The sequence below is a fragment of the Brevibacterium album DSM 18261 genome (genome assembly GCF_000426445.1).
In the GTDB taxonomy this organism is placed as follows: domain Bacteria; phylum Actinomycetota; class Actinomycetes; order Actinomycetales; family Brevibacteriaceae; genus Brevibacterium; species Brevibacterium album.
In genome coordinates this window covers 959,242-980,643 of record NZ_KE384526.1, presented here as the reverse complement: position 1 = coordinate 980,643, position 21,402 = coordinate 959,242, and the positions used below count along the sequence as shown (strand labels likewise).

At 71.8% G+C, this 21,402-nt stretch carries 12 protein-coding genes and 2 tRNA genes; 7 read left to right on the top strand and 7 right to left on the bottom strand.

Translation table 11 applies throughout. From position 1 onward, the window contains the following. The first annotated feature begins 49 nt into the window (after positions 1–49). From K318_RS0118000 to K318_RS0117990, 3 genes are all read left to right on the top strand, one after another. Positions 50–138 (top strand) — tRNA-Ser (locus K318_RS0118000). A 264-nt stretch (positions 139–402) separates the two neighbouring features. After that, on the top strand, positions 403–723 hold the full coding sequence (locus K318_RS0117995; protein WP_029090504.1) for a hypothetical protein: 321 nt from the start codon (positions 403–405) through the stop codon (positions 721–723). 147 nt (positions 724–870) lie between these two features. Continuing rightward, complete coding sequence (locus K318_RS0117990) at positions 871–2,190, top strand: Nramp family divalent metal transporter (protein ID WP_029090503.1); 1,320 nt, start codon at positions 871–873, stop codon at positions 2,188–2,190. Between the two features lie 146 nt (positions 2,191–2,336). Here the strand turns inward: K318_RS0117990 and K318_RS0117985 are convergent, their stop codons facing one another. Further along, the gene (locus K318_RS0117985) at positions 2,337–4,169 is read right to left on the bottom strand and encodes a phosphoenolpyruvate carboxykinase (GTP) (protein WP_029090502.1); all 1,833 of its coding nucleotides are present in this window, start codon (positions 4,167–4,169) and stop codon (positions 2,337–2,339) included. 306 nt (positions 4,170–4,475) lie between these two features. On the opposite strand from K318_RS0117985, the gene K318_RS0117980 reads away from it, so the two are divergent. From K318_RS0117980 to K318_RS23175, 3 genes are all read left to right on the top strand, one after another. Then, positions 4,476–4,551 (top strand) — tRNA-Arg (locus K318_RS0117980). A 73-nt stretch (positions 4,552–4,624) separates the two neighbouring features. Continuing rightward, on the top strand, positions 4,625–5,971 hold the full coding sequence (locus K318_RS0117975) for a DUF2079 domain-containing protein (protein ID WP_245579942.1): 1,347 nt from the start codon (positions 4,625–4,627) through the stop codon (positions 5,969–5,971). 86 nt (positions 5,972–6,057) lie between these two features. Beyond that, positions 6,058–7,878, top strand: coding sequence for an alpha/beta-hydrolase family protein (locus K318_RS23175; RefSeq protein ID WP_245579954.1), 1,821 nt, complete (start codon positions 6,058–6,060; stop codon positions 7,876–7,878). Positions 7,879–8,077: 199 nt separating this feature from the next. On the opposite strand, the gene K318_RS0117965 is transcribed toward K318_RS23175, so the two are convergent. The 3 genes from K318_RS0117965 to K318_RS23165 form a co-directional block, all read right to left on the bottom strand. Continuing rightward, positions 8,078–10,960 (bottom strand): ExeM/NucH family extracellular endonuclease, encoded by a 2,883-nt coding sequence (locus tag K318_RS0117965; RefSeq protein ID WP_029090500.1) that lies wholly within the window; start codon positions 10,958–10,960, stop codon positions 8,078–8,080. 165 nt (positions 10,961–11,125) lie between these two features. After that, positions 11,126–12,595, bottom strand: coding sequence for a protealysin inhibitor emfourin (locus K318_RS23170; protein ID WP_035282267.1), 1,470 nt, complete (start codon positions 12,593–12,595; stop codon positions 11,126–11,128). A gap of 168 nt (positions 12,596–12,763) precedes the next feature. Further along, positions 12,764–13,123 (bottom strand): cupin domain-containing protein, encoded by a 360-nt coding sequence (locus tag K318_RS23165; RefSeq protein WP_156914096.1) that lies wholly within the window; start codon positions 13,121–13,123, stop codon positions 12,764–12,766. Positions 13,124–13,217: 94 nt separating this feature from the next. Between K318_RS23165 and K318_RS0117950 the strand changes: the two genes are divergently transcribed. Further along, a complete protein-coding gene (locus K318_RS0117950; RefSeq protein WP_035282813.1) occupies positions 13,218–14,717 on the top strand; it encodes a hypothetical protein in 1,500 nt (499 codons plus the stop codon). Positions 14,718–14,740: 23 nt separating this feature from the next. On the opposite strand, the gene K318_RS23160 is transcribed toward K318_RS0117950, so the two are convergent. The 3 genes from K318_RS23160 to K318_RS0117935 all read right to left on the bottom strand — a co-directional run bounded on the left by K318_RS23160 (position 14,741) and on the right by K318_RS0117935 (position 20,290). Further along, positions 14,741–15,334, bottom strand: a complete 594-nt coding sequence (locus K318_RS23160) for a hypothetical protein (protein WP_051298195.1) — start codon at positions 15,332–15,334, stop codon at positions 14,741–14,743. Positions 15,335–15,426: 92 nt separating this feature from the next. After that, on the bottom strand, positions 15,427–16,632 hold the full coding sequence (locus K318_RS0117940) for a macrolide family glycosyltransferase (protein WP_029090498.1): 1,206 nt from the start codon (positions 16,630–16,632) through the stop codon (positions 15,427–15,429). Positions 16,633–16,756: 124 nt separating this feature from the next. Further along, complete coding sequence (locus tag K318_RS0117935; RefSeq protein WP_084500390.1) at positions 16,757–20,290, bottom strand: proline dehydrogenase family protein; 3,534 nt, start codon at positions 20,288–20,290, stop codon at positions 16,757–16,759. Positions 20,291–21,402: the final 1,112 nt, after the last annotated feature.

The window sequence follows — 21,402 nt, the reverse complement described above, 5'->3', positions numbered from 1 at the left end:
GGCCTGCCTTGTGTACTCTGGTCGAGCTGTCCGGAATGCCGGGCGGCGGGGAGTCGTGGCTGAGCGGCCGAAAGCACCACCCTGCTAAGGTGGAGTCCCTCGTTAGGGGGACCGTGGGTTCAAATCCCACCGGCTCCGCGTTCTGGAAGACCCCGTGACCTGCGAAGACACGCAGATCGCGGGGTCTTCTTCGCATCCTCGGTGTCCACACGTGCACAGGAAGGGCGCACTCATGCAGCCGAGACGGGCCGACAGGCGACTGTCAGCCCGGTTCCGCGCCGGCAGCGGACTCCCTGCGCGGACGCGGGCAGGCCGTCCCGGCGGTACCGTTCCCCGAGATCCGCTCTCTCATCCGTGCGCCGTCCTCTTCGCCTAGCGGATCGCGTCTGGCAGGCTGGTGCTATGACGGAGAACACAGTGCGCTTCACCGGTCACCTCGCGCGCGCCGCCCGGGCGCTGGTGCAGACCTCGGCGACCTACACGGCGGACGCCGCCGGTCTCACGCGGGGCCAGCTGCGCGATTTCGAGAAGGGGCGGGGCAGCCTCGACCCGGTGCAGGTCAAAGCGCTGCGCACGGCCCTGGAGAGACTGGGTGCGGTCTTCCTCCCGGACGGGGAGGACGGTCGCGGCTCCGGCGTCCGGCTGAAGTTCTCCGAGTCGAAGACGGGGCTGGTCGAGAACTGGGAGGGCGAAGGTGGCTTCGCCGCGGACGACGACGTGTGAGCGTGCGGGCCCGGGTGCCTGTCTCCGTGCGGTGCCCGTCCAGAGCAGCATGCACGGGTGCCCGCGCTCATGGCCGGCGGGCACTCCTGACCTGCGGTTCGAGCACCCTTCTGTGCAGGAGGCGGTCGAGTCCTCTAGATTGCCTCTGTGAATGAGAACACTGAGAGCACCGCACCCGGTGCCGACGGAGCGCGGTCCGAGGCCGACGGCGTGCCCGCCGCGGCTGCGGAGCGGCCCAAATGGAAGCTGATCGGCCCCGGCCTCGTCGTCGCGGCGACGGGCATCGGGGCCGGCGACCTCGTCGCCACCCTGGTCGCAGGATCGCAGTACGGCTACGCCCTGCTGTGGGCGGCTGTCGCCGGCGTCGTCATCAAGATCTTCCTCGTGGAGGGCGCCGGCCGCTGGTCGCTGGCGACCGGGCACACGATCTTCGAGGGCTGGCGCAGGCTCGGCAGGTGGACATCGGTCTACTTCGGCCCCTACATCGTCGTCTGGGGGTTCGTGTACGGGGCCACGGCGATGTCGGCCTCGGCACTGCCGCTGGCCACCGCGCTGCCGATCTTCCACTCGAACTACGACGTCATCGTCTACGGGATCGCCTCGGGCCTCATCGGCGCCGCACTCGTGTGGTTCGGGAAGTACCACGCGCTCGAGAAGATCGTCGCGGTCCTCGTGGGGCTCATGTTCGTGACGGTGGTGGGCCTCGCCGTCGCGACCCTGCCGAACATCCCCGAGCTGCTCACCGGCCTCATCCCGATGATCCCCGAGGGCGGTGTCGTCTACACGCTGAGCATCGCCGGCGGCGTGGGCGGCACCATCACGCTCGCCGCCTACGGCTACTGGCTCAAGGAGAAGGGCTGGAGCACGCCTGCCTGGATGCGGGTCATGCGGATCGACAACTCGATGGCCTACGTCATCTCCGGGCTCTTCGTGATCTCGATGCTCGTCATCGGCGCGGAGTTCCTGTACTCGGCCGGCATCGCGATCCAGGGCGGCGACCAGGGCCTGCTCGACCTCGCCGATGTGCTGTCCGAGCGCCACGGCGAGGTCATGTCGAACGTGTTCCTCGTGGGCTTCTGGGCGTCCTCGTTCTCCTCCGTGCTGGGCGTGTGGAACGGCGTGTCGCTCATGTTCGCGGACTTCTGGGGCCGCACCCGCGGTCTGCCCGAGGACCACCCGGACCGCGGCCTCGGCGGCCGGTTCTACCGGTTCTACGTCCTCTGGCTCACGTTCCCGCCCATGCTCCTGCTGTTCATCGGCAAGCCCGTGGGCATCATCATCGCCTACGGCGTGCTGGGTTCGTTCTTCATGCCGTTCATGGCCATCACCCTCCTCTTCCTCCTGAACTCCCGGCACATGCCGAAGGAGTGGAGGAACAGCTGGTGGCTCAATGCGGTCCTCGTGGTCATCGCCGCGATCTTCCTGGTGCTGGGGGCCAACGAGCTCATCGGCGCGTTCTCCGGCTGACCGTCGGAGCCGGCCACGGCATCGCGGTGGCCGACAGCATCGCGGCGGCCGACAGCGGAGGGCCCCTGCATCCGGCTCGGGATGCAGGGGCCCTCCTGTGCCCGCGGGCGCTCAGCCGCGACGCATTGCGGCCGAGCGCCTCGCGGTCACTTCACTCCCAGGCGGCCGCGCAGCTCGTCGACCTCCGCCCGGAGCTCGGCCGGCACATGGCTGCCGAGTTCGTCGTACCACTCCGCGATGGAGGCGAGCTCCGCGGCCCACTCCTCCGGCCTGATGGCGAGTGCCTTGGCGACCTGCTCCTCGGAGACGTCCAGGCCGTCGAGGTCGAGGGCGCCGGGTGCGGGGGCGTAGCCCAGCGGGGTCTCCACGGCCTCACCCGTGCCCGCGGTGCGCTCGAAGACCCACTTGAGCACGCGGGAGTTCTCCGAGAAGCCGGGCCACAGGAAGCTGTTGTCCTCGTCGCGGCGGAACCAGTTGACGTAGAAGACCTTGGGCAGCTGTGCGCCCTCGGTCGCCCCGATGCTGATCCAGTGCTGCAGGTAGTCGCCCACGTTGTAGCCGATGAACGGGCGCATCGCCATGGGGTCGCGGCGGACGATGCCCACCTTGCCCTCTGCGGCCGCCGTCGTCTCCGAGGACAGCGTCGAGCCCATGAACACGCCGTGATTCCAGTCGTGGGTCTCCGTGACCAGCGGCATCGTCGTCTTGCGGCGGCCGCCGAAGAGGATCGCGGAGATCGGCACACCGTCCGGGTGCTGCCATTCGGGCGCGATGGTGGGCACATTGGCGAGCGGGGTGCAGAAGCGGGAGTTCGGGTGGGCGGCGGGAGTGCCGGACTCGGGGGTCCAGTCGTTGCCGCGCCAGTCGGTGAGGTGGGCGGGTGCCTCCTTCGTCATGCCCTCCCACCAGACATCGCCGTCGTCCGTGAGGGCGACGTTGGTGAAGATGTTGCCGCCGGCCTCGATCGCGCGCATTGCGGTGGGGTTGGTGTCGTAGCCGGTGCCCGGTGCCACGCCGAAGAGCCCGAACTCGGGGTTGATGGCGTAGAGGCGGCCGTCCTCGCCGAACCGCATCCAGGCGATGTCGTCACCCAGGGTCTCGGCCTTCCAGCCGGGGATCGTGGGCTCGATCATGGCAAGGTTGGTCTTGCCGCAGGCGCTGGGGAAGGCCGCCGCGATGTAGCGGACCTCGCCCTCGGGGTTCGTGAGCTTGAGGATGAGCATGTGCTCGGCCAGCCAGCCCTCGTCGCGGGCGATCGCCGAGGCGATGCGCAGCGAGTAGCACTTCTTGCCCAGGAGTGCGTTGCCGCCGTAGCCGGAGCCGTACGACCAGATCGACCGCTCCTCGGGGAAGTGGGTGATGTACTTGGTGGGGCTGCAGGGCCAGGGGACGTCCTGCTGGCCGGGCTCCAGGGGGGCGCCGACGGAGTGGACGCACTCGACGAAGTCCGCGTCGAGGCGGTCGATCGCATCGAGGGCCTCGGAGCCGGAGCGGGCCATGATGTCCATGGAGAGGACGACGTAGGGGGAGTCCGTCACCTCGATGCCGAACATGGGGTGGGTGGCATCCGCACGGCCCATGACGAAGGGGATGACGTACATGGTCCGGCCGCGCATGGAGCCGGCGAAGACCTCCTTCAGGGTCTCCTTCATCTCCGCCGGAGCCTTCCAGTTGTTGAGCGGGCCGGCGTCCTCCTCCTTCTCGGAGCAGATGAAGGTGCGGCTCTCCACCCGTGCCACGTCGTCCGGGTCGGAGGCGGCGTAGTAGGAGTCCTTCTGCTTGGCGAGGCGGACGATGGTGCCCGCGGCCTCGGCCTTCGCCAGCAGGGCCTCGCGCTGCTCAGGGCTGCCGGTGATCCACTCGACGGAATCGGGGGTGGCGAGCTTCGCGACGGATGCGACGAAGTCCAGCACTCGCGCGTTGGAGGTGGGTGCGTCCTGAAGCAGGTCCTCGACCGAGCCGGTGTCGATGACAGTCATGATCGTCTCTCCTGGGGTGGGTTCGTCCCGTGCGTCTCGGGATGACAATCACGGTACGGGCCGGGTGAGCGGAGGGGACCGGTCTTCCCGGGGTCCGAACCTGTGCACTGACTCACAGGAGCATGGTCGGTGGTGTGCTTGCGTCAATGTAGTGGCGTGTTTTGCCAGATATATGATGTTTTGCGCCATTGGGTCCAAAGCATTACCCCGAGCATCCTGTGATGCAGATCGCGAGCCGGTGGTTTGTGGTGGCCGCGGGGCGTGTGTATAGTTATCTCCGTTGCCGAGCGAACAGCGCGGCGGCGGGCGCCATTAGCTCAACGGATAGAGCATCTGACTACGGATCAGAAGGTTGGGGGTTCGAATCCCTCATGGCGCGCCATGCTCGAGGCCCTGATCAGCGGAAACGCTGGCCAGGGCCTCTCATCATATCTGCTCTGTACCATCGCTGAGTGATGAGCACTCAGAACTTGGACGCCCCCGTCTCCCGTGAGGCCCCCGGCGCACCGCATCCGCTGCTCCGCTGGGCGCCCGCGCTCTCGGCAGCCGCGGCTTTCGTCCTGTATGCGGCGCTGTCCGTGATCATGTGGCGGAGCTTCTACTCGCCCTCCTGGGACCTGGGCATCTTCACGCAGATGATGACCCGGTATGCGGAGTTCAGCGCTCCGATCGTGGACATCAAGGGCCCGGACTTCAACCTGTGGGGCGACCACTTCCACCCCATCCTCATCCTGCTCACGCCGCTGTTCTGGCTGTGGCCCTCGGGACTCGCGCTCATGCTCGCCCAGTCCGCGCTGTTCGCCGCATCCGTGTGGCCGGTCGTCTCGCTCGCGCGCGAACGCCTCGGCCCCCGCGGTATGTGGCTCCTGGCCTTCTCCTACGTCTTCTCGTGGGGGCTGCTCAACGCGGTCACCGCGCAGTTCCACGAGATCGCCGTGGGTGTGCCGCTCATGGCCTTCGGACTGGTCTGGTGGGTGCGGGACAGGCGCCTGCCCGCCGCGGTCGCGATCGGCATGCTCGTCTTCGTCAAGGAGGACCTCGGCCTGACGGTCGCGATGTTCGGCCTCGCGGTCTGGCTGCGCAGCCGTGCGGACATCCGCTGGGCGGCGGCCTTCGCACTGTGGGGAGTCGCCTGGCTCTTCTACTCCGTGGTCTTCTTCCTGCCCGCCTTCAATACGGAGGGCCAGTACGACTACACCTCCAATGTGGCGATCGCGGACGTGCTCTCCGAAGGGCTGCTCATCAAGATCGGGACCGCGGGCTTCCTCGTCCTCGCAATGGGGATCGTCGGCCTGCGCTCGCCGTTCGCCCTCCTCATGCTGCCCACGCTGGGCTGGCGGTTCGCGGGCAATGTCGAGGGGTACTGGGACACGAGCTTCCACTACTCCGCCGTGCTCATCCCCGTCGCCGCCGTGAGCCTGCTCGACGGAGCCCGGCGCGGCGAGCGGACGTTCGCGCCCCTGGTCGCGGCCGTCGCCGCCGTGGCACTGTTCAGCCAGACCCACCTCAACCTCCTGTGGGAGGCCGACCGCTACCGCGTGGATGGAGCGGGGGCCGTCGCCGCGGCACGCGAATACGACTCCGTCGTCACGGACATCAGGCTCCTCGCCTACCTCGCACCCCATATGGACGTCTACTGGACGGGCAGCTCCGAGGATGCCGAACCCGAGGCCGTGGCGCTGCGGTCCGACGACTACGAGCAGGACATCGACGCGTGGGCCGAGGCCCGCTATGGCGGTGAGTGGAGCACCGTGCACGACTCCGGCGGCTACCAGGTGGCAGTGCGGGACGGGACGCAGTGAGACCTGTGGCACAGTGAGAGCGAGGCCGCGGCGAGGCGACCGCGGAAGACGGATCGGCCGCTGTGAGGAGGGGCGCCGCAGTGACGATGCGAGGGTTCCGGTGGCTGCGCGAGGCCGGGAGGCAGGCTCCCGGCAGGCACGTGTCGGCCGCACCGATCGTCATCGGCGCGCTCGCCTCGTGGGCCGCAGTCTCGCCCAGCCTCATCCCGCGGCGCTGGTGGATGACGGGGGTCTCGGTGGCCGGGGCGGCCTCGGCGACGGCATTGGGCACACGGCTGGCCCTCCGCGGACAACGGCCCTGGCGGTGCGCTCTCGGCCGCCTCTCCCCGCGGCTCGGCGACGTGGCCGGCCGGCGCGGCGTTCGCCTGCCCGCCGATGCCCCGCACCCGTGGCTGCGCGGAGGCGTTCTCGTGCTCACCGCCGTCGGGACGGGAGCAGCACTCGCCCGCGCGTCCGTACGGCAGCAGGAGCTCTCGCGTCTCTTGCGCATGCGCCCCGAGGGGGAGATGCAGCTCCTCCTGGGATTCGCCGCGGGCTGGCTCGGCTGGGGCGGGCTCGAGGCGGCGGTGAGAGGCGTGCGCCGCATGCGGCTGCGGACCGCCCGGCTCCTCGCAGCCCGCCTCCCCTGGATCCCGAGCGCGGTCGTGACCGCCGCCGTCATGCTGTGGACGCTCACCATGGACCGCTGGCTGCTGGGGCATGCGCTCACCCGCGCCGATCACTGGGCCGTCATGGATTCGTTCGCGCGGCTGGGCGCACGGCCGCGGCCGGTGGAGCCGGAGCGCTCCGGCTCTCCGCAGTCCCCCGAACCCTTCGCGACGATGGGCATGCACGGCCGCCGCTTCGTCACGGAGGGGCCGCGCGCGGCGCGGACCGCCGAGGCCTGGGCGCGTCCGGCGCTCACCTCGGCCGCGGCGAGCCCGGAGGGAGGGGACGCCGCGAGGGAGCCCATCCGCGTGTTCATCGGGCGGCTGGGACACCCCGATCCCGCCGAGGCCGCACAGGCGACCGTCGCAGAGCTGGAGCGCACGGGAGCCTTCGAGCGCCGCGCGATCCTGCTCGCGGCCGGCACCGGCTCGGGCTGGGTGCCGCCCTGGCAGGTCGAGGCCTTCGAATACCTCATGCGCGGGGACTGCGCGACGGCCTCGGCGCAGTACAGCTTCGCGGACTCCTGGCTTGCCTTCCTCATCCACCGGGAGCCCGCGAAGGCGCTCTCGCTCGCACTGCGGAGGGCCGTCCGCAGCCGGCTCGACGCGATGCCCGCAGCGTCCCGGCCCCGGCTGTACGCGACCGGGGAGTCTCTGGGCGCATACGGCGGACTGGGGGCATACGGCTCACCGGGGGCGATGCTGCGCAGGCTCGACGGCGCGGTGTGGACCGGCACGCCCCGCGCCTCCCGCATCCTCACCCGCCTGCTGGCGGCACGAGCGCAGGGCTCGCCCGAGGCGCATCCCGTCCACGGAGCCGGTCGCCATTTCCGGTTCGTCGCCCGCCCACGCGATCTGTGGGAGGCGCCCGAGGGCTGCTCGTACGGCCGCTGGGCCCGGCCGCGGATCGTGTTCGCCCAGCATCCCTCCGACCCGGTCGTCTGGTGGAGCCCGGAGCTCATCTGGCGCCGGCCCGACTGGCTCCGCGAGCCTCGCGGAGAGGGCGTCTCGTCTGCCGTGCGCTGGCGGCCCCTCGTCACGTTCGCGCAGCTCACCGCCGATATGCCGCGATCGGTGGGCGTGTCCGGCGGATACGGGCACAGCTACCACGGCGAGGTCGTCCACTACTGGAACGCCGTCCTCGGGACGGGCCATCCGCCCGAGGTCTGCGATGAGATCGCCGCAGTGATCGCCGAGGACCTGGCGCCCGCCTCCGGCACCCTGCCGCTCAGCGATGTGAGCGTGCGCATGCAGGGGTGAGCACGAGGGGCCGCGTGCGCGGCGGACGTGGACGCCCACTTCTCCACCCAGACGCCCATCTTCTCCTCAGGCGCCCAGGTGTTTCGCTGGCTCAGGACGTGGACGCCCACTTCTCTCGCAGACGCCCAGGTATTCGTCACGATTTCTGGGTGTCCAGGAGAGAAGTGGGTGTCATGGTGCGGCGTGGCAGGCCGCAGACTCAGCCCATGCGGCGGCGGGCCAGGACCACGGTCGCGGTGCCCAGCCCGAGCAGGACCGCACCTGCGGCAAGTGCGCCGAGGCCGCTGCCGGTGCGCGGGAGCCGGTCCTTCCCGTCTCCGCCGGCATCGGTGCGGCTGTCGCCGCTGCCACCGTCGTCCGCGCCGTCGCCTGTGCCGTCCGGACCTGCGCCGTCATCGCCGTTGCCGGAGCCGGGGCGCTCATCGTCCCCGTCGTCACCCGGGTCCGCGGAGGGGTCGTCGGGGCGCTGGGTGGGCTCGCCGGAGGGGTCGCCTGTGGGCGTGCCGGTCGGGTCCTCGGTCGGCTCGCCGGTCGGGTCCTCGCTGGGATCCTGCGACGGCTCCTCGCTCGGCTGCCCCGCTGCCTCCCGCTTCAGGCCCACGAGGAGCGGGTCGTGATCGGAGGAGCGGAAGGGGCCCTCCGCGTACAGATCGGCGATGTTGCTGTTGTAGCGGCTGTACTCGAGGCCGATGGACTCCACCGAGTTGATGTTCCACACGTCCGCCCCGGTCACGTCCGCCGACAGCGACGGCGAGACGAGCACATGGTCCAGACTGCCCACCCGGCCCCCGTAGAGGTAGGTCTGCTCGTCCGTGTGCGCACGGCCCACGTTCGTGTAGCCCGCGTCGTAGAGCGCCCGCATGGGGTCCTCCTCCGTGTAGGAGTTGAAGTCGCCCAGGAGGACGACGTCCTCCGTGCCGGCTGCAGAGGCCTGGGCGTCGGCGAACTCCGCGAGCGCCTCGGCCTGCCGCACACGGTCGGCGTTGGAGCTGCCCTGACCGTCGCCGTTGTCCACATTGCCCTCGCCGGAACCGGAGCCCTTCGACTTGAAGTGGTTGACCACGGCGAGGAAGGTCCCGTCCGCGGAATCCTCGCCCGCCGAGGCCGGTGCAGCCCCCGCGGAGCCCGCCGAGGCCGGCGCCCAGGCCTGTGCGAGCGGCTCACGGGCATTGGAGAATGCCGGCGAGTCCGTGAGGATCGCCGATTCGCCCACGGGCCGCACCTCGGCCGGCTGGTAGATGAAGGCCGTGCGGATGACGTCCTCGTCCTCGGGCAGCGCCTCCGGCGAGGGGATGAAGTCCCAGGTGCCGGCACCGGCCTCGGCGTTGAGCGCCTCGACCAGTGCGGCGAGGGCCTCGTCCCTGTCCTTGCCGAACGCCGAGGAGCGCTCGATCTCCTCCAGCGAGAGCACCGAGGCGTCGAGGCCGTTGATGGCGTCGACGATCTTGGACTCCTGGCGCTCGAAGCTCTCCCGGTTCGCCGCGCCGCGGGCATCGCAGCCGCCGCGCACCGTGATGGGATTGCCCTCGCGGTCCTCGTAGAAGGTGCAGCCGTCGAGCTGGTCGCCGGTGGTGGGGAAGTAGTTGAGGACGTTGAAGCTCGAGACGGTGAGGTCCCCGCCTACGTCCTGCGGTGCATCCTCGCGCGTGTCCGCGAAGCCGGCGGGCGCAGCCTCCGCATCCGCCCCCGTGAGCCACTCCGTGGGCTGCAGCCGCCACTTCTCGCGGCTGTACCCGACCACCACGGGATCTGTGAATGCTGCGGCTGCGCCCACCCGCACGGGCTCCTCGGTCGAGACATAGGGCGCCGGCACATCGGAGGCGCCCCGCGTGTAGTCGGCACTCGCCCCGTCGTCCAGCACGAACTCCCGGGCCTGGTTCTCCTCCTCGTAGGCCTGGGCCTCTGCACCGGGGGCCACGACATCGGTGGCCTGCATGAGGGGCTCGGCGCCATTGACGAGGCCCACCTCGCCGTAGGTGTGTGTGGTGTAGGTGTCCGTGACCGTGATGTCGCCGGTGGGCAGGAGCAGCATGGATTCGAGGGACTCGCGCTGGTCCGCGTCCTCCGGGAAGGCGCCCTCGAAGGGCACCGGGGCTTCGGCGGGAGCGCCCTCGTGCAGGCCGGCGGCGTCCACCGTGATCTGGGTCTGCCCGTAGTACTCGGAGACCTCTCCCGTGACGATGACGGAGTCGCCGGGGCTCACGGTGCCGGCGGTCTGCGGGGAGTAGACGAAGAGGCCGGAGGAGGCGCCGCCCAGCTCGTGGTCGGTGCCGGTGCCGGAGGTCTGGATCGCGAAGCCGTTCAGACCGCCCTCGGCCCAGACTGCCGTGACGACGCCCTCGGTCGTGACGCGCTGTCCCGTGTACGGCGAGGCGTCCCCGGTGCCCTGCACCTCGGCGATCGGCAGGATGTCGCCGGGATCCGGGGTCTCACCGGGTTCCTCGGGCTCCTCCTGCCCGGGATCGCCCGGCAGCCGGTCGGGGGTGGGCTCGGCGGACGTCCACGCACCGTCGATGAGCTGGATGGACTCCCCGCGGGAGGAGGTCGCGCCGGTGGGAGCGGCTTGGGCGCCCTGGACCGCCTCGGGGAGGAGGTTCCCGCCGCCGGCCGTGACCCCGCGCCCGCCCGCGACGCCGCCGACCTGGTCGAAGTCGACGAGATCTCCGGCGGCGTCCACGGCGAAGGCCGAGGCCCCGTAGCGCCCGTCGGCGGCGGCGCCTGAGTTCACCGAGTTGGTGATCGGGACGGACACCGCGAGTGCGCCGGACTCGCCCACCGTCGTGCCCTCGGCCAGCGTGACGACATGGGCCGCGGACTGGGGTGTGCCGCCGCGGGACACGCTGCCCACCGTCCAGCCGGAGAGGTCGGTGCCCGGAGCGGCCGCGATCTCGATGAAATCGGTGTCGTCGCCGCCGGCGTAGGCGATCTCGGAGATCTCAGCCGCCTCGGCGGGGTCCGCCTGCTCGGAGACGGCCAGGGCCGAGGCGGCCTCGGCAGTGAGCGGTGCGAGCAGCGGCGCGCCCACGAGGGCGGCGGTCACTGCTGCGGCGAGGAGCGGGACGGGGCGGTGGGGGACGCGCATGGACATCCTTCGTCTCAGAAGCGGGGGAGCGGAGCGTGCGCCGGGCATGGCGCACAGGTGATGCTCGAACGGTACTCAGGATGTCTTCAGCATACGTGTGCGGAGCACGAACGGGAGGTGAACGCGACGGCGGTTCTCAGCCGGAGGTGCCTCGAACCCGGGCGTTCAGCCCCCGAGCGTGCGGCGGAAGAGTTCGCGGACCCAGTCGGGCAGGCGGGACTCGGGCAGTCGGACATGGAGGCTCGCCGCCTGGCATTCGACCCGGTACACATAGCGGTCCGGCTGCGGCGCGGGCTCCTCCTCCCACTGCGGGAGCTCGGGGCCGCTGAGGAGCCGCTCCCAGTCCTCGGCGTCCGGGGCGGGGAGCTCTCCCAGCCTGAACTCCCGCTCCCTGCTCAGCCCCGCGAATCCGCCCGAGCGGTCCAGGCGGACGGAGGCGTCCCGGCCGTGGGCAGGGCCGGGAGCGGCGGAGTCCGGCGAATCCGCGGAGCCCGCGGCCGGATGTGTTCCCGATGCGGGCACATCGGCAGGGGTCACCCCCACCTCGGCCCAGGCCGTGCGCACCGCCTGTTCCTCCTGGGTGCCGAGGTGCGCCGCGGCCTCCGCTGTGAGCGCGGCGAAGCCCGCGAAATCGCAGTCGGCCGCGATCCCGGGGCCCGTGAGTGCGGCGTACCAGATAGCCCCCGCGCGCTCCCAGGCACGGCCGCCCAGTGCGGTCGCCGCGAGGTGGAAGGCGCGGTTGGGGATGCCGGAGTTGATGTGGACCCCGCCGTTGTCGTCCTGCGTCCGCACGAAGTCGTCCATGTGCCCCGGCTGCGGATCCCGGCCGAGCACCGGATCGTCATAGGCGGTGCCCGGAGCCGCCATCGACCGCAGCGCCCTGCCCTGCACCCGCTCCGTGAACAGCTCCGCCCCGATCAGCCAGTCGGCCTCCCCGGCGGTCTGGTCCAGGAGCCGCTGCCGCACGAGGCTGCCGAAGACGTCCGCGATGGACTCGTTGAGCGCCCCCGGCTGGTCCGCATAGCGCAGCCCCGCGGTGAACTCGATGACGCCGTGCGCGAGTTCGTGCCCGATCACATCGAGGCTCGCGGTGAACCGGTGGAACAGCTCGCCGTCCCCGTCGCCGAACACCATCTGCCGCCCGTCCCAGAAGGCATTGGCATAGTCCCTGCCGAAGTGCACCGTGCCGAGCAGCGGCATGCCGCGCCCGTCGAGCGAGTCCCGGCCGAACTGCTCGAAGAAGAGCTCCCAGGTGGCGCCGAGGCCGTCATAGGCTTCATCGGCCGCAGGATCTCCCGTGGCACTGCCGCCCTCGCCGCGCACCCGCATTCCGGGGAGGTCCTCCGAGCCCTGTGCGTCGAAGACCGTGCGGTCGGGACGCGCGCTCGCATCGGATGCCCCGTCCGTGCCGACAGCGGGGGTGCGGCGGCTGTCAGATTCCGGCGCTTCGCGCAGCTGGGCCGGGCCCGAGGCGGCACCTCCCGAACCCGGCGCCCGCGCCTCGGCCGCCCGGTACCGGCTGGTGCGCATGCGCGCATCACGCTCGAGGGTCGTCCGTGCACAGGCGGCGGCATGGGCGGGACCGCGCTCCGCGATCGCCTCGAGCAGGTACGGCGGCAGCAGGGTGGCGCTCATCACTCCAGTGTGCCCCAGTTCACGCGGGGAGGGAACAGCTCCGCACAGGGCGGGCCGGGCGCTCTCCTCGGGCGGGTGGAAGCCGGTCCGCAGAATACGGGGGCGGGGCGCTGGGGGCGTGGCACGCGGAATGAGGCCTCGCGCGGAGGAACGGTGTGCGGACGCGGATCAGCGCGACCGCTTGAACTCGACCTCGACGAACGCGCACTCCGCGTCCGTGTCGTTGACGACGTTGTGTGTGCTGCCCACGGGCCGGGTGTAGGAGGCCCCGGGAACGAGCACGTTCTCCTGCTCACCCTCCGGGGTGAGCACGCGGAGGGTGCCGGTGGTGATCGGCACCACCACGTAGTCGAGTTCATGCGTGTGCATCCCCGTCTGCGTGCCCGGCGGGAACCTCCATTCGGTCACCCGGGTGAGCTCGTCGTCGAGCTGGACGGTCGCGAGCGCCGTAGGCCGGCCGTCGTCACCGTCGGCGGGGGACCCGGGAGCAGGAATGGCAGCGTCAGCGGTGCGGGCATCATCGCTCATGGAACCCACTGTACCGAGGCCGCCGGATGTGCGGCCTCGGCATGGCACCGTCCTTCTCAGCTCGCAGTGATTCCCACGCCCTAGCGTGGCCGGCATGAGCTTCCCCCGCACACACCTCGCGGCTGCCGCCGTCCTCGTGCTCACCGCTGTGGGCCTCGCCGCCTGCGACACCGGGGACGAGGCCGAGGTCGTCCTCCGCACGGACGCGGAGGGCACGTCCCTGGCCGCCTCGGACCAGGCCGGCGAGGCGACGGCTGCGGCCTCCGCCCTCGCTTACGAGTCCGCCGAGGCGGTGGTGGTCGGCAGTCCGGAGGGCTCGTGGTCGGTCTCGGAGAAGGTGCGGGAGCTCGGCGCGCCCGGCCTGCTCAGCGACGGCGGTGCCGAGGACGAGGCCGCGCTGAGCGAGGAGCTCGACCGTCTCGGGGCGCAGACGGTGTTCGTCCCTTCCGATCAGGAGGTGCCCGTAGCCGCCGGCGAGCGGGAGGTCATCGCCTACGATCCGCAGACCCTCGAACCCGAGGACGCCCAGGCCCCCGAGGTCTCCCGGAGCGGAGAGGCTGCGAACGCCTCCCTCTTCGTGGACCGGGGCTCCGACCGGACCCCTGCCCAGGAGGTGGCGAGCGCGGCGGTCGAGGCGGCCTCGGGCGCGGTCGCCCACCTGCCGGAGGGGGACCCGCGGGCCACCTCGGAGACCGTTGCCGCCGCGAAGGCGGCTGAGGACGGGGGCATCCTGGCGCTCGGGGACGCCTTCGGCGACGAAGCGCTGCTGACGTCCCGCCTCGAGACCGCCCGCACCGCTCCCGAGCTCCCCGGCGGAGGCAGCGCGGTGTTCCCCGGCAGGCGCATGGTCGCCGCCTACGGCTCGCCGGGCATCCCCTCGCTCGGCATCCTCGGAGAACAGGACCTCGACGGGACCGTGGAGCGCGTGAAGGCGCTCGCCGCGGAGTACCAGGGGCTCTCCGAGGAGCCCGTGATCCCCGCGATGGAGATCATCACCACCGTGGCCTCGGGACAGCCGGGGGCGGACGGCAATCACTCCTCGGAGCTGGACCCCGAGACGCTGCGGCCCTGGGTGGAGCGGGCCGGTGAGGAGGGCATCTACGTCGTCCTCGACCTGCAGCCGGGGACCTCGAGCTTCCCCGAGCAGGCGCGCCTGTACGAGGACCTGCTCGCGCAGCCCCATGTGGGCCTCGCCCTGGATGCCGAGTGGCGGCTGGAGGAGGGGCAGCGGCACCTCGAGCAGATCGGCTCCGTGGATGCCGCCGAGGTGAACGAGACGGCGGACTGGCTCGCCGAGCTCACGGCCGAGCGCGGACTGCCGCAGAAGGCCTTCGTCCTGCACCAGTTCTCGCGCTCGATGATCGAGAACCGCGAGGACATCGACACCTCCCACGATGAGCTCGCGATGCTCCTCCACGCCGACGGCCACGGCACGCCCGACCTCAAGCTCGGTACGTGGAACGCACTCCAGGAGGGGCTGCCCGCCGGGATCCGGATGGCGTGGAAGAACTTCTACGACGAGGACACGCCCATGTTCACGCCGGAGCAGACCTTCGAGGTGGAGCCGCGCCCCTGGTTCGTCTCCTACCAGTGAGGACGGTGGGCGGGGGTTCCGCGTCAGCGTGGGCTGATCGCGTGGTTCTTCCGCGCGGCGCGTCCTGCACGGAGCCCCGTCCAGTGCCCTGCCACGGTGGCGGCGACAGCGAGCGGCCACAGGAGGAACGGGGCGTAGCAGGCGAACAGCAGCGCGCGGTGGCCTGCACCCATCCCCTCGTCCGGGGTCCAGCCGTCCGTGATCCCCAGCCACGCACGCGTGAACGCGACCAGCAGTGTGCCGATGATCCAGAGGAGGGCCGCTGCGCCGACCGTGCCGAGGATGCCCGGCACCACCGGGGGAATGCGTCTGCCGCGCAGGACCGGCACCCAGCGCGGGACCCTCTCGCTCCACCGGCAGACGAGGCCGAAGACGAGGACCGCCGCGAGGACCTGGAGCACATCGAGCGCCAGCACATAGGAGACGGTCTGCGCCGTGGAGCGGTAGAAGGAGGCAAGGCCCAGGCCCACGTCGACGCCCGCGAGCATCGCGATGCGCCACGCCACGGAGGGCAGCGGAAGGAGGAGCGCGGCCCAGGCGGCGAGGCGCATCCAGCGCGGGACGGGCGCGGTGTGTGAAGCGGGAGAGGGGGAGTCCGACTGCGGTGTCGTGTCCATGCTCCGACCCTAGGGAAGCGCCTTCCGTGCGAGGAGGGGGACAGCCCCCTGTCCGGAGGCGGAGAACCGCCGCCAGCCTGCCGGCCCGCAGCTCAGCCGAGGCCGCGCGCTGCCGCCGCCTCGACCGCATCGGCGGCCGCGGAGGCGCCGCCCGAGGTGCGGATCTCCTCCCGCATCCACGCGCACCGGCCCGCGATCACCGGGTCCGCCCGCACGGCCTCGACCGTGGTCCAGAAGCCTTCCGCCTCGAGGGAGTCCGGGTCGAGCGTCCGGCCGAGGCCGAGCTCTGCGATCCGGTCGGCGTTGGCCCGCTGCTCGGCCATCTGCGGGACCGCGACGAGCGGCACCCCGGCCGCCATCCCCTCGACGGTCCCGCCCATCCCGGCGTGCGTGAGGAACACGGAGGCGTGCTCGAGGACGGACAGCTGCGGCACCTGGGGGTGCGCCTCGACGTTCGCCGGCAGGGTTCCCAGAGCAGCAGGGTCCACCGTGTCGCCGATCGACATGACCACATGCCACGGCCTCCCTGCCGCGGACTGCGCGATCATCCGGAAGAAGTCCGGACGGTCGTGGTACGCCGTGCCGAGCGAGACCAGCAGGACGGGCAGACCCTCCGAGGCGGCCGGCGGCGACCAGCTCCCCTGATGTGAACGGTCGGTGAGCACGGGGCCCGTGAACGTGTAGCCGGACCCGAAGGTCTCGCCCGCCGGCTGGAACGCCCGCGGGACCGTGACGATCCGCTCGACGGCCCCCGCCCCCTGCATGAAGCCGCCCACCCCGCTGATCCCGCGGGTGCGGAGGAAGCGCCTCAGCCTCCACAGGAAGCGCAGGAACACGGGGTCGAGCGGGTTGAGACGGATGTAGCGCTGCATGTTCCAGTGCCGGTTGCTCACGAAATTGGGCCAGGTCTCCACCGTCGGCACCTGCCAGCCGTGCCCGACTGCGCGCCCCCACCAGGCGACGGGCCCGTCGTGGACGAGCACATCGGGCCGCGCGAGGCGGCCGCGGGCGCGCAGCGCGTCGAACTGCCCCGTCATGTGGATCGTCTCCGCGAGAGCGAGCTCCGAGGCCCGGGCGAAGGCCCGCCCGTGGAACTGGGGTGCCGCGTGCTGCGGGGAGTTCAGCCAGCTCGAGCGCAGGGGGACGAACTCCGCCCCGGTCTGCGCGATCGCCGCCTCGAAGGGCTCGGGTGCCGCGTAGGCGACGGCATGGCCGCGGGCCGTGAGCTCCTGGGCGATGCCGAGCGTCGGGTTCACGTGGCCGTGGCCCAGGGGACCCGTGAAGAGGATGCGTGCCATGAGGGCCTCCGCCTGCCGTGGGATCGGCGCGGCACCGTGAGCGCGGTGCCGCGCAGTGTCGCCACGAGTATCGCAGGCGTCCCCGGTCCCGCGCTGTCGCGGAACCGGGGACGAGGGGATGTGCTCAGGCGCGCCGCGTGAGCCGATCCGCGAGCTCGGTGAATTCCCGGTTCGGGGTGCCGAAGCGGTGCGTCGTCATGGAGATCGCCTGCTCGTGCACGTAGTGCCGCAGCTCCACCGCGCCCGAGGCCGTGGGCACCTGGTCGAGCACCGCCACCTCGGGACGGGCGACGGCGGCGTCGAGCAGCTCGCCCTCGACGGCGCCGAGCACGCGGATGCGCGCGCCCACCGTGTCGTCGTACTCGCGGCGGCCCACCCGGTCCGCGAAGGTCTCCGCATCCTCGACGGCCACGGCGACCGCACCGGCACCGGCTGCGGCCGAGGCCTCGGCCCCGGGGGCCGCGCTCCAGCGCAGGGAGGCGCCGGCGGTCGCGGCCGCATGGGCGATCCGCTGTGCGATCTCCGCGGCCACGGGCTCCGTGACGCGGACGGTCACCTCGCGGGGGAGGAGGCGGAAGATGTTCGCCTCGGAGACGAGGCCCGTGGGATCGGCGGGTGCGCCCATCTCCGCCCAGGCGCGGCGGTCGGACTCCTGGGCGCGCGCCAGCCATGCGGCATCGGGCGTGCCCGAGGCGTCCTGCCACGTGCCGAACTGCTTGAGGTAGTGCGGTCCGCCCGCCTTGGAGCCCAGCCCCACGCTCGACTGCTTCCAGCCGCCGAAGGGCTGCCGCCGGACGATCGCGCCCGTGATGCCGCGGTTGATGTAGGCGTTGCCGGCCTCGACCCGGTTCACCCAGGTCTCGGCCTCGGCGGCATCGAGGGTGTGGATGCCCGCGGTGAGCCCGAAGTCCACGGCGTTCTGGATCTCGATGGCCTCGTCGAGGGTCTCCGCCCGGATGATGCCGAGGACGGGTCCGAACGCCTCCGTGAGGTGGAACCACGAACCGGGCTTCACGCCCGTCCGGATGCCCGGGGACCAGAGTCGGCCGCTCGCGTCGAGCTGCTGGGGCTCGAGCAGCCAGGACTCGCCGGGCTCAAGACGGGTGAGCGCGCGCTCGAGCTTGTCCGAGGGCGCGACCGTGAGCGGGCCCATCGTCGCCTCGGCGGTGTGGGTGCGCTCGGCACCCTCCGGCCCGCCCGCCGGCCAGCCCACGATGAGGGACTTCGCGGCATCGACGAGCTGGTTCTCAAGGCGCTGCGAGTCCGCCGCGGAGCCCACGAGGATCGCGAGCGAGGCCGCCGAGCACTTCTGGCCCGCATGCCCGAAGGCGGAGTGCACGAGGTCGGCCACCGCGAGATCGCGGTCCGCGGAAGGGGTGATGATGAGCGCGTTCTTGCCCGAGGTCTCGGCCGCGATCTGCGCATCCCGGCGGAACGAGCGGAACAGCGAAGCCGTCTCGGAGGCGCCGGTGAGGATGACGCGGTCCACGTCCGGGTGCCCCACGAGGGCCCTGCCGACCTCGTGCTCGGCGGGCTTCACGAGCCTGACGACCTCGGCGGGGACACCGGCCTGCTGCAGGCACTCGATGATGAGCGCGGAGCAGCGCGGGGTGGGCGAGGAGGGCTTGTGGATCGCGGAGGAGCCCACCGCGAGTGCGGCCACGGTCGAACCGGTGGGGATCGCGACGGGGAAGTTCCACGGCGGGGTCACGACCACCACGGAGTCCGGGGTGAACTCGACGCCGTCAGCGGCCTCGATGCCGGCGATGTCCTGCGCCCGCTGCGCGTAGTAGCGGAGGAAGTCGATGGCCTCGGACACCTCGGGATCGGCCTGGTCCGGCGTCTTGCCGGCCTCCTCGGCCATGACCGCGAGGAACTCGCCGCGGCGGGCGCCGAAGATCTCGGCGGCGCGGTGGAGGACCCGCCCGCGGTGCTCGGCGCCGGCGGCGCACCAGGCCCGGGCGGCCCCGCGCGCGCTCGCGACGAGCGCATCGACGTCCTCCGGGGAGTTCAGCTCCTCCGGCGCGATCTGCGCGTCCCGCACCTCGGCCATGTGCGCGGCGTGCCAGGCGCGGTTGGCCGCGAGCGCCGGGTCCGTGTCCGGCTCATTGGCGAACTCGGCGGGCAGGGCCGGGAGCTCGGCGTCCGGTGCGAGGAGGCCGGGCAGTGAGGCCGTCTCGGCACCGCGGTCCTGCCTGCGGCGCGGGGAGGGGGCGGCATCACCGTCGGCCTCGATCTGTGTGCACAGGGTCTCGACCGCCTCGCGGAAGCGGCCCTCCTCGCGCGTGAAGATGCGGTTGCCGTTGGCGAGCTCCGTGATGCCGGACATGAAGTTCTCGTCCGCGGAGTTCTCCTCGAGGCGGCGGACCAGATAGGAGACTGCCGCATCGAAGTGCTCGGGGTGCACGGCGGGCACGTAGAGGCGGATGTCGCCCACGTCCCGGCTGATGACCGCGGCCTGGGCGCGCGCCATGCCCTGCAGCATCTCGAACTCGAGGGAGGAGGACACGCCGCGGGCGGCGGCGAGCTCGTGGGCGAAGGCGATGTCGAAGATGTTGTGGCTGGCCACGCCCATGCGCAGGCCCTCGAGGTGCTCGCTGCGGAGCACCCAGTCGAGGACCCGCTTGTAGTTCGCGTCCGTCTCGACCTTCGTGGGCCAGACCGTCACCGGCCAGCCGGCGGCCTCGGCGTGGACCTTCTCCATGGGGAGGTTGGCGCCCTTGACGAGGCGGATCTTGATGCCGGCGTGACCGCGGGCGGCGCGCTCGGCGGCGAAGGCGGAGAGGCGCTTGACGGCCGCGAGCGCATCCGGCAGGTACGCCTGGATGACGATGCCGGCCTCGTAGTCGGCGAGCTCCGGCTCGGAGAGCAGCCGGGTGAAGACCTCGATGGTGAGGTCGAGGTCCTGGTACTCCTCCATGTCGAGGTTGACGAAGGCGGTGCCGGCCGGCTGCGCGGCGGCGCTGCGCAGGAGCGGACGGAGGCGGTCGCAGACCATCTCCACGCTCTCCTCGAAGGCCCACAGGTCGATCTGCGAGCACATGGAGGAGACCTTGATGGAGACGTAGTCCACGTCGTCGCGGAGGATGAGGCGCTCCACCTCCTCCGTGTGATGGCGGGCCTCCTCCTCGCCGAGGACGGCCTCGCCCAGGAGGTTGACATTGAGCTTCGAGCCGTCGCGGCGGAGGGCGGAGACGGCCTTTGCGAACTGCGCGGGGCGGGCGTCGACGATCATATGGCTGAGCATCTGGCGCATCCGGGCGCGGGCGGCGGGCACGACCACGCGGGGCAGGGTGCGGCCGAGTGCGGCGCCCGCGCCGATCTGCAGCCGGTCGAGGGCGGACAGGGACTGCGGGGTGTGCTCGGCGACATCGGCGAGCGCCGCCGCTGCCGCGGCGGGGTCCTCGGTGCGGATGACGCGGTCCACGAAGCCCACCGCGAAGCCCACGCCGTCCGGATCGGAGAGGATCGCGGCGAGGCGGTCGGCACCGGGATCGGCCTTCTCCTGCGAGGTGGCCAGGCGGAGCCAGCGGCGGGCGGTGTCCACCGCGACCTCGGCGGCGTCCTGCAGCTGGGCGGTGCGCTGGTCCGCGCCCGGGGCGCCTGCGGCCTGCGCACCTGCGGTCTGTCGGTCGTCGATGCCCTGCGCTGCTGTCATGGCCGTCTCCTCACTGCTGTCGTCGCAGGCGCTCTGCCGCTGGCTGTGCGGAGCCCGTGGCGTGCGGTCTGCGATGTGGTCGTGTCTGCGGGGTGCGCTCGGGAAGCGTTCCCGGGCACTGGTGCTCCGGCCCGAGGCTCCCGAGCCTGGCGCTCCCGGTCGCGGGCGGGCGGCCGGGGGCGTCCCGGACCGGCTGCGCTCCGAGCATCGCCCTTCCCCTCCAGTGTGGACCTCGCCCGGATCGCGAGAGAAGACCGTGGGAGGAACCGCGAAGAGCAATGAGTCATAATCCGGGTATGGCGACTCCGCGCACAGGCCGGCCCCGCGGCCGGCCCCGGATCCAGGAGACCGCGGACCGGGTGGTGGCCGATGCGCTCGCACGGGCAGGCAGGCGCATCGACGGTCCCGCATGGTCCTCGCGTGCTCTGGCCGAACGGACAGGTCTGTCCCAGACGGCGGTGTCGCGGGCCGTGCGCAGGCTCGCGGGGGAGGAGGCGCACTCCGGGATCGCTGCGGATGCGGTGGGCGGAGCGGCCGGAGGACGCGGAAGCCCTGAAGGCGATGCGGGGGTGCCGACCGTGCTGCGGAGCGCGGTGATCGATGCAGAGGGCTGCAGGGTGGTGTTCGAGCCCGTGCCCGGAGATGACGGGCCCGGAGGTGGAAGTCACCGTGACGGAGCGGCAGAGCGGGTCGGACAGAGCGTACGCGGCGCACAGGGCAGTCGGGACGAGCGGAATCGTCCGGGTGCGCAGGGCCGTGGCCGCCATGCGGGCATGCAGGGTGCGCCCCGAGCCAGCGGGACGGGACAGAGGCGGCGGGCGGCGCTCATGGGAGCACTCGTCGTCATGGGGATTCGGCATCCGCCCGATCTGGCTGTCCGGCTCGCCGGATGCGAGGAGATCCCCCTGGACCTGCTCGATGCGCTCGCCGCTCACGTCGAGGCGGGCCGGGCGGAGTTCTCCTGGGAGGCGGAGGTGCCTCGGGCCGTCGGACGGCACCGTGAGGGAGCCCCGGTTTCTGACTCATCACTCGGTGCGGCTGCGCACGAGGTGCCGCGACAGGTTGGAGTGCCCGGGAGGAATGCAGCGAGCGGGCAGGATGCAGGGTCGGAG

Coding starts and splice junctions, on each gene's coding strand:
- K318_RS0117985 (WP_029090502.1), bottom strand. CDS start 4,169: ATGACTGTCATCGACACCGGCTCGGTCGAGGACCTGCTTCAGGACGCA.
- K318_RS0117965 (WP_029090500.1), bottom strand. CDS start 10,960: ATGCGCGTCCCCCACCGCCCCGTCCCGCTCCTCGCCGCAGCAGTGACC.
- K318_RS0117950 (WP_035282813.1), top strand. CDS start 13,218: ATGAGCTTCCCCCGCACACACCTCGCGGCTGCCGCCGTCCTCGTGCTC.
- K318_RS0117940 (WP_029090498.1), bottom strand. CDS start 16,632: ATGGCACGCATCCTCTTCACGGGTCCCCTGGGCCACGGCCACGTGAAC.
- K318_RS23165 (WP_156914096.1), bottom strand. CDS start 13,123: ATGAGCGATGATGCCCGCACCGCTGACGCTGCCATTCCTGCTCCCGGG.
- K318_RS0117975 (WP_245579942.1), top strand. CDS start 4,625: ATGAGCACTCAGAACTTGGACGCCCCCGTCTCCCGTGAGGCCCCCGGC.
- K318_RS0117995 (WP_029090504.1), top strand. CDS start 403: ATGACGGAGAACACAGTGCGCTTCACCGGTCACCTCGCGCGCGCCGCC.
- K318_RS23160 (WP_051298195.1), bottom strand. CDS start 15,334: ATGGACACGACACCGCAGTCGGACTCCCCCTCTCCCGCTTCACACACC.
- K318_RS23170 (WP_035282267.1), bottom strand. CDS start 12,595: ATGAGCGCCACCCTGCTGCCGCCGTACCTGCTCGAGGCGATCGCGGAG.
- K318_RS23175 (WP_245579954.1), top strand. CDS start 6,058: ATGCGAGGGTTCCGGTGGCTGCGCGAGGCCGGGAGGCAGGCTCCCGGC.
- K318_RS0117935 (WP_084500390.1), bottom strand. CDS start 20,290: ATGACAGCAGCGCAGGGCATCGACGACCGACAGACCGCAGGTGCGCAG.